Annotated in this window: 10 protein-coding genes; 2 read left to right on the forward strand and 8 right to left on the reverse strand. The window is 59.1% G+C overall.

The genetic code is table 11. The features are described 5' to 3' along the window. Positions 1 to 68: 68 nt before the first annotated feature. The 8 genes from dnaK to ACVWY9_RS06790 all read right to left on the reverse strand — a co-directional run bounded on the left by dnaK (position 69) and on the right by ACVWY9_RS06790 (position 11,825). On the reverse strand, positions 69 to 1,877 hold the full coding sequence (dnaK, locus tag ACVWY9_RS06755) for a molecular chaperone DnaK (protein ID WP_457387868.1): 1,809 nt from the start codon (positions 1,875 to 1,877) through the stop codon (positions 69 to 71). Between the two features lie 179 nt (positions 1,878 to 2,056). Beyond that, a complete protein-coding gene (grpE, locus tag ACVWY9_RS06760) occupies positions 2,057 to 2,809 on the reverse strand; it encodes a nucleotide exchange factor GrpE (RefSeq protein ID WP_457387869.1) in 753 nt (250 codons plus the stop codon). Between the two features lie 141 nt (positions 2,810 to 2,950). Beyond that, complete coding sequence (locus ACVWY9_RS06765) at positions 2,951 to 4,612, reverse strand: bifunctional metallophosphatase/5'-nucleotidase (RefSeq protein ID WP_457387870.1); 1,662 nt, start codon at positions 4,610 to 4,612, stop codon at positions 2,951 to 2,953. Between the two features lie 40 nt (positions 4,613 to 4,652). Next, complete coding sequence (locus ACVWY9_RS06770) at positions 4,653 to 5,873, reverse strand: DUF445 domain-containing protein (protein WP_457387871.1); 1,221 nt, start codon at positions 5,871 to 5,873, stop codon at positions 4,653 to 4,655. Between the two features lie 87 nt (positions 5,874 to 5,960). Further along, the gene (locus ACVWY9_RS06775; RefSeq protein WP_457387872.1) at positions 5,961 to 6,887 is read right to left on the reverse strand and encodes a hypothetical protein; all 927 of its coding nucleotides are present in this window, start codon (positions 6,885 to 6,887) and stop codon (positions 5,961 to 5,963) included. A 134-nt stretch (positions 6,888 to 7,021) separates the two neighbouring features. Next, positions 7,022 to 8,764: an S-layer homology domain-containing protein gene (locus ACVWY9_RS06780; RefSeq protein ID WP_457387873.1), complete on the reverse strand. Its 1,743-nt coding sequence runs from the start codon at positions 8,762 to 8,764 to the stop codon at positions 7,022 to 7,024. Positions 8,765 to 8,936: 172 nt separating this feature from the next. Next, entirely contained in the window at positions 8,937 to 9,977 is a 1,041-nt protein-coding gene (locus ACVWY9_RS06785; RefSeq protein ID WP_457387874.1) for an NADP(H)-dependent aldo-keto reductase, read from the reverse strand. Positions 9,978 to 10,070: 93 nt separating this feature from the next. Beyond that, complete coding sequence (locus ACVWY9_RS06790) at positions 10,071 to 11,825, reverse strand: hypothetical protein (RefSeq protein ID WP_457387875.1); 1,755 nt, start codon at positions 11,823 to 11,825, stop codon at positions 10,071 to 10,073. Positions 11,826 to 12,268: 443 nt separating this feature from the next. Here ACVWY9_RS06790 and ACVWY9_RS06795 point away from each other — a divergent pair, with 443 nt between their 5' ends. Continuing rightward, positions 12,269 to 13,390, forward strand: a complete 1,122-nt coding sequence (locus tag ACVWY9_RS06795; protein ID WP_457387876.1) for a PP2C family protein-serine/threonine phosphatase — start codon at positions 12,269 to 12,271, stop codon at positions 13,388 to 13,390. Positions 13,391 to 13,570: 180 nt separating this feature from the next. Next, positions 13,571 to 13,666, forward strand: a 96-nt coding sequence (locus ACVWY9_RS06800) for a helix-turn-helix domain-containing protein (protein WP_457387882.1), incomplete at its 3' end; no start/stop codon positions are given.

The following is a 13,666-nucleotide window of genomic DNA, read 5'->3' on the forward strand; positions in this document are numbered from 1 at the left end:
GGCAGCACAACCGAAGCAGACCTACAAGGCACCGGAGCTGGGGGAGAGCAAGCAGTTGCCTAGAATCCTCAGCGAGCTCCATAGATCTCGCTACCCATCTCCAGCAGGACAGCCCGCAGTTCTTCCATTGCGTTCCGTAAAGTTGCTAAGTCTACGTTATCATTTGCCAGCAATGCCCTCAATGTGCCCGCCACTTGAGCCCCCCGCTGGATTCGAGCTTCGCTGAGACGATTGCCATGCTCCTGCAGGGTTTTGTCGTAGTTGTAGAGCAGGCTATCTGACTGGTTGCGGGCTTCCACCAACTGCCGCCGGCGCTGATCTTCTTCGGCATAGGCCTCCGCTTCCCGACGCATCCGCTCGATCTCGCTGCTGCTCAAGCCACCGTTGTTGGTGATCTTGACGCTCTGCTCGATTCCTGTCCCCTTTTCCCGAGCCGAGACTTTCAAGATCCCGTTGGCATCGATGTCAAAAGAAACCTCGATCTGGGGCACCCCACGGGGAGCCGGCGGGATCCCGGTCAGCTGAAAGCGGCCCAAGGTTTTGTTGTCTTTGGCCATGGCCCGCTCTCCCTGCAGGACGTGAATCTCCACCACACTCTGGCCATCGGTGGCAGTGGAGAAAATCTGGGTTTTACTGGTGGGAATGGTGGTGTTGCGCTCGATGATGCGGGTGAAGACTCCCCCCAGCGTTTCCACCCCAATCGAGAGAGGGATCACGTCCAGCAGCAGTAGATCTTTCACTTCTCCACCCACCACGCCTGCCTGGATGGCAGCGCCAAGGGCCACCGCCTCGTCGGGATTGACGGAGCGATCTGGGTTTTTTTTGAAGATTTGCCGAATTTTCTCCTGGACAGCGGGAATACGAGTAGAGCCGCCCACCAGCAGCACGCGGTCGATGTCTTGGGGAGAGAGGCCGGCATCCCGCAGCGCCTGTTCTGTAGGCTCCACGGTGGCCTCCACCAGATCCCGCACCAACTCCTCAAACTTGCCGCGGGTCAGCTCCACTTCCAGGTGCTTGGGCCCCGAATCGTCGGCGGTGATAAAAGGCAGGTTAATGAGTGTAACCTGGGTGCTGGACAGCTCAATTTTGGCCTTCTCGGCAGCCTCCCGCATCCGCTGCAGGGCCATGCGATCCCGCGAGAGGTCGATCCCTTCCGTCTCCAAAAACTGACGGATGAGCCAATCGACAATTCTTTGGTCGAAATCATCCCCCCCCAGGTGGTTGTTGCCGGCAGTCGCTTGCACCTCAAACACGCCGCTGCCCAGTTGCAGCACCGAGACATCGAAGGTGCCGCCACCCAAATCGAAAACCAGAATGCGTAGGTCTTGATCTTGTTTGTCTAGGCCATAGGCCAGGGCGGCTGCTGTCGGCTCGTTGATGATGCGCAGCACCTCCAGGCCGGCAATGGTGCCCGCATCTTTGGTGGCCTGCCGCTGGGCATCGGTAAAATAGGCGGGAACGGTGATCACGGCTTGGGTCACCGGCTCCCCCAGATAGGCCTCCGCATCGGCCTTCAGCTTTTGCAGGATCATGGCGGAGATCTCCTGCGGAGTGTAGGCGCGATCTTGCACCGCCACTTCCACCATGTTGTCTCGACCGGGGATGACTTTGTAGGGAACCCGCCTCCGCTCATCTTCGGTCTCGGCAAAGGTGCGGCCAATGAAGCGTTTGATGCTGAAGATGGTGTTTTCGGCATTGGTAACCGCCTGGCGCTTGGCCAGTTGGCCCACCAAGCGGGTGTTGTTCTTGGCGAAGCCGACGATGCTGGGGGTGGTGCGCCCTCCCTCGGCGTTGGTGATCACAACGGGCTGACCACCTTCCAAAACCGCCACGCAACTGTTGGTGGTTCCCAGGTCAATCCCGATGACTTTACCCATAGCCCCCTCTCCCCGTGCGCCAGGTCTCAACCCAAGAACGCGATTCCACGGATCTTAAAAGCATTCTGCCCAGAATCCCGCAGAAACCTTCAGACGTTGCTTTCGTCTCCGTAGCTTTACTGTAGCGTTTCTGAGACTGCTCTGGCTCTGTTTGTCAAGGTTCAAGTGAGCAAGTTCGGCTAGGAAGGTTGGGGGTTTTGGGGAGAGGCGGGCGTGTTTTCCGGACCAGCTTCGATGGTGGCTTGGGCTGGGGGGGATGGTTCAGAGCTGGGGCTGCCCGCCGAGACGGCCACCATGGCATGACGGATCACCAAGTCCCCCAGCTTGTAACCTGGCTGATATTCGATGGCTACCACATCCTCGGGATAGTCTGGGCTGGGCTGACGGGCTATGGCTTCGTGCAGGTTGGGGTCGAAGGGCTGGCCCACCGATTTCATGCGGGAGACGCCCATCTTCTTCAGGCATTCCACCAGCAGGCGGTAGACGCTCTGGTAGCTGTTGTGCAACTCCCGCTCGCGGTCGGTTTCCAGCTTCAGCTGCTGCTGAGCCCGCTCAAAGCTGTCCACAACAGGCAAGATCTCCAGCACAAATTTCTGCCGTTCTTTTTGGCTGAACTCTTCTTTTTCCCGCTGGGTACGCCGCCGGTAGTTTTCAAAATCGGCGTAGAGGCGCAGGTAGGCGTCTTCTTTCTCTTTGAGTTGCTGGCGGACAACTTCCAACTCGTGCTGGAGCTGCTTGAGAGCTTCACCGGGATCTGGAGAAGGCTCAGCTGCGGTTTCTCCGGAGGAGGTACCGGCTTCTGCTTCGCTATCTTCCAAAATCAGCTTCTCCAGCTCTGCCTCTACGTCGATCTCTTCTTCCTGTAGTTCAGGATAGGTATCTTCTGGGGCCATCGGTTGCTTCTCTTCGGCAGTCATGGGCGATGTCGGCAAGTGTTAGCAATGAGCAGTGACTCGGGTATCCCCAGTTTGGCAGTTTCAAAACCGCCGCTGCACTCAGCCAAACCAGGCTCTGTGTTGATCGTATTCTACCGGGTTCTCTTTCAGCCAGTTGAAGTCAATATCTTTTCTTTCCTAGCCGACCAGCAGATGTTCCCGTGGCCGGCCCAGGCAATCGGGGAAGTAGATCTTGGCCAAGTCGGGGATTAGGCGCCAGTTGGGGCTGTAGATGGGTTGAATGGGGGAGTGGGTGTGAATATAGTAGACCAGAAAGTCGCGGATGCTATCGGCTGAGATCCACAGGGTTTGGGCTTCTTGGAACATGCTGTAACCGCCGCCGCCGCCGGCTCGGTAGTGGTTAATGGCCAGGCGAAAGGTCTGTGCTGGTTCCACCGGCTGTCCGCGGAATTGTAAGGTCACCAGGCGCTTTCCTACGGGGCGGGTGAGATCGAAGCAGTAGTCGATGCCGTGGTAGAGGTCGAAGGTGTAGCCGCGGGCTTCGGGGGCCACGACGGCAGCAGGATCGGCGGGAAGGTGATTGGGATCCAACTGGCGAAAATAGCCGGCAGTCTGTTCCAGGGCGCGCCGCAGAATATCTCCGGTGATCTCCAAAACGCAGAGGGTGTTGTCGTAGACGGTGAGGCTGTAGGCATCTTGCAGGGAGATGGGGCCTGCTGACAGGCCGGCGCTGCTGCAGATGTTGACCAGGGAGAGCTCTGCGGGGAATCCTGCCTCCCGCACTGCTTGCAATTGGGCCTGATGGAGCAGCTCTGCCAGAGGGTTGGCCCCCAGACGGGCTGCCAGACCGCCGCTATAGGCAGAACGGGCTTGGCCAATGGGCTGACGGATGTAGCGCAGGGTGGCTTGATGATAGGGCTCTGTCAAGGCCAAGAGTTCGGGATCGGGAGGGATCCCTTCGGCGGAGAGGAGCTGTGCGCTTTTGCTGATGATTTGCCAGCGGCTGCCCTGGCGCTCCAGCTCCAGGGATACCTGGGAGAGGTGGCTGCCCCAATAGCCGGGCTGCACCACTAGAGCTGGGGATCCCCCCAGACCGGCGATGGTCTGGTGGGTATGGCCGGAGAGGATGACGTCAATGCCGTCCAGCTCGGCCAGGGCCAACAGTTCGTTTTCCCCTGCCAGGCTTTTGTTGCTGCACCAGCCGGAGCGATCCGGGTTGTGCCAGTGCTCAGGGGTGCGCAGGGGGGGCAATTGGTTGGGGCCGCTGTGCAGGATCAAGATCAAGACATCCACCTGAGGTCGCAGCAGCGACAGGTAGTGGCGGGCAGTCTCCAGCAGGGGGGCAAAGCGTAGGCCCAAGATGTAGTCCGGGCGCTCCCAGGTGTCGATGCGGGGGGTGGTCAGCCCTAGCAAGCCAACGCGAACCCCGGCCAATTCCCGGATCAGGTAGGGCTGGAAGAGGGGATCCCCATTCTGGCGGAGGATGTTGGCACAGAGCACCGGACAGCGGAGATCGCCGACAAAATCCCGGAGAACCTGAAGCCCAAAGTTAAAGTCGTGGTTGCCAGGGGTAAAGGCGTCGTAGCCTAGGGCGTTGAGGGCATGGGCCAAGGGGTGGGGAGAGACGCGCTCCACCTGCGCATAGTAGCTGCCTAAAGGGGATCCCTGAATGGTGTCGCCGCTGTCGATGAGCAGGACGGGATCCTCACTGGCTGCTCGCACGCGCTTGATGAGGGTGGCCAGCTTGGCTAAACCGTGCTCCGCAGGGATCCCGGTGAAGTAGTTCCAGGGATGTAGATTGGCATGGAGATCCGAAGTGTGGAGAATTGTTAATCGCATTCTTATATCATAGCCAAAGTCAAAGCCCAACCCAAACTCGTCAGCCCAGCAAGAACAGCACCTGCACACAGCCCACCAAAAAGCCGAGGAGGCCGCCTAAGTTGACGATGGCCTGGAGTTCTTGGCGCACAATCTGCTGGATGGCCTGCTCCAGGTCGGCAGGGGAGGTGGCGTTGACTTTATCGGCAATGACCTGATCCAGGTTCAACACCGGGATCACCTGCATCATCAGGGATTCGAGATCCCGTTCTAGGTAGCGCTCCAAGACCAAAGCCAGGTCGGCGCTGATCTGATCGATGGAGGTGATCAACGCCTTGGAGTTGCGCAGGCGTCCCAACACCAGGCTGGCCACTTTTTCCCAATCGATGGTCTCCCCCAGCCCTTTGATAACCTCTGGCCCTTGGCTGCGCAGGTAATCTTGGATCCCGTCGCGGAGGGCACGGCGCAACTGACGCACGGCGGAAACCGGCAGGTTTTGCAGCGAGAGGTTCTGCAGGATCTCGGTCAGGCGGCGGGAGGCGTTGATGTCTTTGAGCAGATCTTCCAAGATGGTTTCTGCCCCTTCCGGCTCTTCTAGACAATAGGTGCGCAGGCGCAACAGGGCATTTTTCAGGCCGAACAAGTTGGCCACCACCCAGTAGGAGCCGGTCGCTCGTTCACGAAACTCCTCGTCAAGGGATTCGATGTTGCGATCGGTGAGAAAGTCCACCAAGTTCTGCCGCAACACCTTTGGGGGCAGCGCCTGCTTCAGGATCCACTCCGAGAGCTGCTTAGCCTGCTCGCTGCTGAGGCGCAGCTCCAGCAACACTTGGTCGAACAGTTGGTTAATGGGCCCTTCCAAAAAGGTTTCTTGGCGGGCAAGCACCTTCACCAGGCGGGGCAACGACTCGTTAAACAGGTCGGCTAAAATGCGCGCCAACACCTGAGCAGTTTGCTGCTGTTGCTCAGGGTTTTGCAGCCGATCCAGGGCTACCCCCAGCAGCCAGCGGATCCCTGCTTGCATGCGCTCGGTTTGCAGCAGCTTGCGGGCCAGATTGTGCAGTTCCTCCGGCGTGAGCAGGGATCCCATGATGGTCTTGGCGATCTGCTTGGCCAGACGAGGCTGGTTCTGCGGGATCAGGCCGGGGGTAAAGGGGATGCGCCAGCCGAAAACCCGATAGGGGCGGTAGGGCCGGAACAGCATTTTGATGGCAATGTCGTTGGTGAAATAGCCGATCACCAGCCCGGCCAGCGGGGGCACAACGTAGATCCAGAAGGCCATGGAACCAATGGAGGGGGCTCTCTTCTACTCTACCGAGCTGCCCCGAGTCACTTCAGCCAGCCACAGGGCAAAAGAGGGTTGGCCAGTTCATTGGATGATCAGGCTATCGGTCAGTTCCAGCTCCACCAGCGTATTGGGCTGTAGCGTCACCACCCGGTCGATATTGGTACTGCCTGCCGCAGCACCTGCCAAGCTGCCGGCCAAGATCGGCAAAAAGCCCCATCCCCCTGTGAGAATTCCCAAGGCCAACCCACCTGCTGCCCCATAGCCTGCCCCGCGGGCTACAGTTGTGCCGACGTCGGCGTTGCGATCCAACCCGACTGATAGCGGCGCAGATTGGCCTCTCACCAAGTAGGTGGAAGACCCAATGGTGAGGCGGTTGGCCACAAAGCGGCTGCCGACGACCCGCTCTTGGGGATCGGCGCTCTCCGCCTCCCGGCCAGACAACTTCAGTTCTCGGTAAACCGGCTCAAAAGTGCCCCACACTACACTCCCTGCCGGGATCACCACCTGGCCAAAGCGATCCACCACCGGCTCGGAGACTTCCAGGTGGCCGTTAATGGCCTGGTAGGGCTGGAAAGTGATGGGGCGGTAGACCGTGAGGAGAATACGGGTGCCGGCAGGCAGCTCGCCCCGCGTGGCTCCGGAGAGATCCCCACCTGGGCTGAGGTCGGGCCGACGTTGATAGGAATAGGCCTCGCCTTGGGGGAGTTGTCCACCTGGGGCCGCTTGAACGGGCACCACCGGGATCGGATCCAAGGCCGGAGCTGTGGGATCCAGCGGCATTTGCGGCACCTGAGGTACAGGCGGTAGGGCCGGTGGGGCGGCAGAGCTGGGGGAGGGCGGAGGGCTCAGCAAGGGCAGGGTAGGGACGGGATCCCCCCTGGGGGGCACCGGCTGAGGGGTGAACTCGAACTGCTGAGCAGCAACCGGGGTAACGGCACCGGCTATCAACACCCCCCAAAAGGAACTCCTCTGCAACAAATGCAGGAACGGCTGCAAGGTTGAGCTCATGGATCCCATCCGGTCACAACTGGCAGTAGCTTAACATCCTGCCCCGCTTGTGCCCACTAGATTTAGTAGGTATTAAGGGATCGGAAGCTCTTAAAACACTATTGAGCCTGTTCGGGGTCTGGATCGAGTTTTCCCTAGGGGCTGGGGGAAGGAGAAGGAGTCGGTCCGCCGGGATCCCCTGGCTGGGGGGCTGGGGATTCTGGCTTAGGAGACTCTGTAGCCTCACTCTCCTGAGCCTCGGGGCTGGACTCCGGCTTGGGTTCTGCAGGAGACCGTCCTTCTGGAGAAGGAGAAGGTGAAGGCTCTCCGCCAGGCTGTGGAGTGGGAGTGGGTGTAGCTTCCGGCGTTGGGGTCAGAGCTGGAGTCGGCGTTGGGGTCGGTGTGGGCGTGGCTGTCGGTGTTGGGGTTGGTGTTGAAGTCAGCGTGGGAGTGGGTGTTGCTGTCGGTGTTGGGGTTGGGGTTGGTGCGGGTGTTGGAGTTGGTGTGGGAGTGGGCTGGGCGGCCTGCACCTGGAAAGACCACTGCTGGATGGTGGTGTTGCCGCTGGTATCGGCAATTTGGACGGCAATTAAGGTCGGCCGATTGGTGGGCAGCGGCTCGGCAGGGGTGTAGGTAAAGCCGGTGCGGGTGAGCTGGGCTTGGGCGGTGACATCCGCGTTGTTCACCAGCAAGGTAAAGCTATTGAGGTCGATTCCCTGGTCGTCCTGGAAACGGGCTGAGATGGAGGGGCGAGAGTTGTCGGTTAGGGATCCATTGGGAGGGGCCAGTTCGCTGATGGTGGGGAAGGTGGTGTCGGTCACCCGCCCGATGGTGATGGTCTTATCCGGCAGCTGCACCAGGGTTACCAGTCCATCCCGCTCCAAGCGGGCAAAAACAGGCGCTTCTGAGGCCCGGTCTTGGCTGCGGAAGGTGTAGCTGCCCTCGTATTGCCCTGGGCGGGTTTCCTGCAGTGGCAGGTTGTAGGCAATGCCGGGGATGGAAAACGATCCCTGCGCCCCTGGGGATCCCAGCAAAAACACGGTAACGGTATCCCCCGGGTTTACAGATCCCAGCTCTTCGCGGGCAAAGAAGGTTCTCACCTCTGGAGCGGCGGGCAGCGTTTCCACCAGAGGCTCAATGGGAATGTCCGGCGTGGCCAGGGGTTCGGGCGTAGGAGTGACCTGGGCAAGGAGCTCGGTACGGATCCCAGGGCCGGGGATGGCAGCCCCCACCGGCGGATCCAAATTGGGTACTCGACCCACCTTGGCCAGCGCTTGGTAGGTAAGAGCAGCCACTTCCCCCCGCGTGGCCACCGCCTGGGCATTCAATTGGGTGGGGTTGGGGTAGAGCACCAACAGCCCTTCCTGAACTGCTGTCGCGATGGGGGCGCGGGCAAAGTTGGGAACCAAATTGGCATCGCCAAACCCGGCCAGGATCGCGTCAATTTGACCGGGATCCTCGATGAGCCTACCGTTGGTGGCGGCACGGGTCAGGACAGTGATGGCCTGCGCACGGGTGAGCACATCGTTGGGGCGAAAGGTGCCGTCCGGAAAGCCGGAAACAAACCCTGCCGCTGCCGCCGCGCCGATGGAGGGAGCCGCCCAACTGGGAATGGGATCGGCAAAGGAGCGCACAGGAACGTTGGTATCTAGGCCAAAAGCTTTGGTGACAATGACGGCAAATTGGGCACGGGTGATGGACTCGTTGGGGCGAAAGGTGCCATCCGGGAAGCCACCGATGATCTGCCGTTCATTCAACCCGGCAATGTACTGGGCACCCCAATAGGTGCTGATATCAGAAAGTTGGGCCCAAGCGGGATCCCCAAGCCAGGCCAAGCTGCTGCAACTGATCACCAAAGCCGCAGTCTTCCAACCCTGCCAAAGGGAAAGCTCACGCATCGTTCACACCTCAGGTTCTTGGTACAGGATTCAGGTCTCGGATCCCCACTCTTGGCTGGGAGAGGCCATAGAAACTGGCCGGACAGAAGAGTTGGAGAGGATATCCAAACCGCACATCCAGACGAGGAAACCTTCTGAAAAGTTCTGTCTGGCCACCGGTTTCGCCAACCTTTCAAGGGGCAGGATTGGGGTAGCGCTGGTGAACCGCTTCGATCTCCGCCAGGATCTGCGGGGACAGTTCCACATCCAGGCAACTGAGGTTCTCTTTAAGTTGGGTCAGGCTGGTGGCCCCGATGATGGTGCTGGTAACAAACCAGCGGCTGCGCACAAAGGCCAAAGCCAACTGGGCCGGTGTCAGGCCGTGCCGGCGGGCAATTTGCACATAGGCGGCCACTGCTTCTTCCACATTGGGCTTGCGGTACCGCTGGCCAAAGCCTTCAAACAAGGCCAAACGGGATCCCGGCGGCTTCACCCCCCCCAGATATTTGCCCGTCAGCAGCCCAAATCCGAGCGGGCTGTAGGCCAGCAAGCCCACCTGCTCGTGGCGGCAGACTTCCGCCAGGCCCATTTCAAACGTGCGGTTGATGAGGCTGTAGGCATTCTGAATCGAGACCACCTTGGGCAACCCCAGTTGCTCGGCCACCTGGCAGAACTTGCTCACCCCCCAAGGGGTTTCGTTGCTCAGGCCGATGTAGCGAATGAGACCCTCTTGCACCAATTCCGCCAGAGACTGCAACTGCTCGGCAATGGGAACGGTGGGCCGCTCTTGGCTAGGATCGTAGGCAGCGCCCCCAAACAGAGGCACATAGCGATCCGGCCAGTGGATCTGGTAGAGGTCGATGTAGTCGGTCTTCAGGCGTTTGAGGCTATCGGCCACCGCCTGCCTGAGGTTGTCGCGGGTAATGGACAGGGATCCGCCGCGAATCCAATGCCAGGGCCGACCAGGGCCGGTGATCTTGGTGGCCAGGATCAGGCGATGCCGCGGTTGGTGTTGCAGCCACTCGCCGATGTAGCGCTCGGTGGATCCCTGGGTTTCCGCCCGCGCCGGCACCGGGTACATCTCGGCGGTATCGATGAAGTTGATCCCGTGCTCCACCGCGTAGTCGAGCTGTTCGAAAGCCTCAGACAAAGTATTCTGCTGCCCAAAGGTCATGGTGCCCAGGCAGATCTCCGAAACTTGCAAAGGGCTGTGGCCAAGCTGGCGGTAGCGCATGGGGAATCTCCGTCTCCAACCCTAGACAGCGCGCCAGTCCCTATTGTGCCCAAAACCTGTCGGCCTACGGGATCCCCCGCTATGCCCCCGTTCCTATTTCGGTGCGGATCCCAGCAGGGGAACGTACTCGCGGTAGAGCTGACCCAAAATTTCCAGACCGATGCGGGTGCGGTTATCGGGGGGGCGAGCCTCAATGGCCGCCTTGACTTGTAAAATCGTGCCCACCGGATAGGGGGAGCGCAGCTCCTCCCGCTTGCCCAAAAACACATCCGTAAAGTAGTCGATCAGCCGCTTGACTTCCCCCACGTCTTTGCGGGAAATGTCCATATCCAAAACGGTGGTCAACTTGGCCCGCATGGCCTGAAAACTTTGCTGGCCGGTGTTGAGGGCCACCCGCTTGGCCAGGCTATCCACCACAATTTGGGTGATCTTCTCCACATTTTGGGTGACGATTTCTCGGTGGCGGGCGGCAAAGCGCAACTGAACCTCATCCAGAAATCGTTCTCGTTCCAGAATCTGGATGCCCTGTTGCTCCAGATCCACTCCATAGCTTTGCAACTGCTTGTACTGATTCAAAACCCATTGGTTGTAGAAGGAATCGGCCAAAACTCGCCAATAGCCGATGAGGGTGGCCTCGGCAAAGGGAACGCTGACCAAATAAGCTTCGCTGGTGATGTGGCGCAAATGCTCTGTCAGCTTGTCTCGCTCCTTCTCATCCAAGTAGGAGGTGCGCGGCACCCAAACTGCCCCGTACTCGCTTTTCACCTCTCCGGGCAGGGATCCGAAGAGGGTGTCAAAAAACTGATGAATGCTGAAGAGAAGAAACTTTCCCGGATCCTGAAGGCGGTTGAGCAGTTCCTGTTTTTTCTCCTCCTGATATTGGGCCACCAATTGCTGGGCCTCGGTGATCTGGCCGCGGGCCACCTCCACATCTTGCCGCAGCTTTTCAATCTCTTCTGAGCTCACCATCTCAACGCCGGCAGGCTCCCGTTCCCCGCTGAAATAGCTGCCCCCCGGCCCGGTGCCCCCAATCCCCACCAGGGGAGCGTCGCTGTCATTGTTCAGGGTTAAGAGGCGAGAAAGAGCCTGGAGACGAACTCGCCCACTGGCAGAGCGCAGGGATCCCAGCTCCACCGGATCCCCACTTTCCCAACCGTCCAACCCACCAATGCGGTAGAGCGTGTAAAAATACTTGCTGAGTAGAAGCGCCAGCAGATGCCTGTTCTTGACCTCGTTGTACTCTAAGTAGGCCCGCAGACACAGTTGGAAGGCGATGTTGGGCAAGCTGCGACACACCTTCATAATCTGGGTGTAGACCCTCTGCAGGTGAGGCCGAAAGCTGCGTGGGATCGCCTCGGGCCGCAGGCCACGCAACAGAAACTCCTGCTGGCGCAGATCTTGAGGGGTAAAGTAAAAACTTTCTTGCCAAAGCAGCTCATCCAAGTCACGGGCAAAAATCGGTTTCAAATGGTCGATGATTTGCACCACAACCGACTCGGTGAAGACCGGTATAATCTTTTCGATGTGAAGCTGATCGTAAACGGAGCGCAGCCGCTCGCTGCGGAAGTCTTCGATGGAGATCAGCCCCTTCATGGTTCCGATCCGACCATCGCTCAGCAGGAACTTATAGACCACTTCGGCAGTGGCCCCTGGGGAGAGAACAAGAGTTCCCGTCAAGTCAGGGCAGATTTGCAGGGGGCGTAGCAGGCGGCTGGTTTCACTGACGCTGAAGCAACTCCAAGCTGCCGGGTTTAACACCACCGACGATAGGGAGGCCAACAATTGCTTCTCGTCCAAGTCCTCCAGCCGAATTTCTCCCCTGTGAGCTTCGCTAGGTCCCGGAGGCAAGCTCGCCCGCGAATCCTGAACGGCGGAAGGGGATAAGGATGGGGGAGATGTGCTCATGCGGTAAAGGCTATTGAATCTTAACGTTCACTCTAAGTCGGCGAAGGATGGATGAGTGTGATCTGTATCTCTGTATCCAATGAAAGTCTCTCAAGAAGAATCTGCCCAGAATCTGCCTCGAATTGTCTCCCGCCACCAGTATCTGGAAACGGTTAGCTTTTGGGTAGCGTGCAACCACGGTTTTGAGGATCCACAAATCGATACGTACCTTCAGCTCTGATGGATGAGGCTGCTGAGGCTTCACCCCTTTGTCGTGGACTGCTTGCCGAGCTGGTTTTCCTGACGCAACGCCTAAGCTACGATAAAAGGTCTGCCTACCAGTATGGGGTATTGGGCTGGAGTTGGGTTTGGATGCGTTTTGACTTCAGGATTGGGGTGCAGCGGTCATGGCGGCCATTTTGATTGTCGACGACGATCCGACGATTCGGCTGGTGTTGAAGCGATCCCTGGAACGACAGGGCTACACCGTGGAGATGGCCAGCAACGGTTCCGAGGGGCTGGAGCAAGCCCACCTGCTGGTGCCGGGGCTGATCATCTGTGACTGGATGATGCCGGACATGGATGGGCTGGAGGTTTGCCGACGCATCAAAGCCGATCCCAAGTTTTCCACGACGTTTTTTATTTTGCTCACCGCTCGCACCGAGGTCGAAGACCGCATCCAGGGCCTGGATGCCGGAGCAGATGAGTTTCTAAGCAAACCCATCGACCCCAATGAGTTGCGGGCACGTGTGCGGGCCGGGCTGCGCTTACACCAGCTCAGCTATGACCTGCAGCAGCAAACGGCCAGGTTACGGGCAGAATTGGCCGAGGCGGCCAGCTATGTGCGTTCTCTCCTGCCGGAGCCGGCCTATTTTCCCGACTGCAAAGTGACCCTCGAGTGGCGCTTTTTACCCTCCCAGGAATTGGGGGGAGATTCGTTTAACTATCATTGGCTGGATGAGGAACACCTGGCCATCTATCTGCTGGATGTGTCGGGGCATGGGGTGGGATCCGCTCTGTTGTCGGTGTCGGTGATGAACCAGTTGCGCACTCAAGGCTTGGCCGATGCCGATCCCCGCCAGCCGGACGCGGTCTTGCGCGCCCTCAACCACTCTTTTCAAATGGGATCCCACCATGAGATGTACTTCACCCTTTGGTATGGGGTTTATCAGCCGGGATCCCGTCTGCTCTCTTTTGCCAGTGCCGGCCACCCACCTGCCCTGCTCATCCAGGGTCAGGATTCGCTCCTGCTGAAGACTGCCAACTTGCCCATTGGCATTTTGCCCGACCTCACTTTTCAAAGGGATCAGGTGCGGATCCCGGAGAACAGCCATCTCTACCTGTTCAGCGATGGAGTTTACGAAGTCATAAACCCCCAGAGAGAACTCTGGGGGCTGAACAGTTTGATAGCCCTGCTGAGCAAGAGCGCTGACGGTGGCCTGGATCAGGTGATCCATGAGGCCCAATCCTTTCAGGGGCGGACGGACTTTGAGGATGATTTCTCCCTGCTCCGGATCAGCTTTGGTTAGAGGTGAGTTATGGCTATTGCAAGCTGCTTTGAGGCGATCCCCTGACCAAAAGGCGCGGCAAGCCCCGTCCTTCAGGGCGGGGAAGGATAGCGCCGACCGTAGCCGACGCCCTTTAAAAACGCAGTGCCGGCCATGTGAATATCGTTGTCATCACGCATAGGCCAAGAATACGATTGAGCGATGCAACGACTTCAAGCCTTCAAGTACGAATTGCTGCCCAACAGCCAGCAGGAACGGCAGATGCGCCGCTTTGCTGGCTCCTGCCGGTTCGTCTAC

Source organism: Thermostichus sp. OS-CIW-31, assembly GCF_054060305.1.

Bases quoted from the DNA above. Each gene is read 5' to 3' on its own strand.
- dnaK (WP_457387868.1), bottom strand. From the start codon at position 1,877: ATGGGTAAAGTCATCGGGATTGACCTGGGAACCACCAACAGTTGCGTG.
- ACVWY9_RS06765 (WP_457387870.1), bottom strand. From the start codon at position 4,612: ATGCGATTAACAATTCTCCACACTTCGGATCTCCATGCCAATCTACAT.
- ACVWY9_RS06770 (WP_457387871.1), bottom strand. From the start codon at position 5,873: ATGGCCTTCTGGATCTACGTTGTGCCCCCGCTGGCCGGGCTGGTGATC.
- ACVWY9_RS06775 (WP_457387872.1), bottom strand. From the start codon at position 6,887: ATGAGCTCAACCTTGCAGCCGTTCCTGCATTTGTTGCAGAGGAGTTCC.
- ACVWY9_RS06780 (WP_457387873.1), bottom strand. From the start codon at position 8,764: ATGCGTGAGCTTTCCCTTTGGCAGGGTTGGAAGACTGCGGCTTTGGTG.
- ACVWY9_RS06785 (WP_457387874.1), bottom strand. From the start codon at position 9,977: ATGCGCTACCGCCAGCTTGGCCACAGCCCTTTGCAAGTTTCGGAGATC.
- ACVWY9_RS06795 (WP_457387876.1), top strand. From the start codon at position 12,269: ATGGCGGCCATTTTGATTGTCGACGACGATCCGACGATTCGGCTGGTG.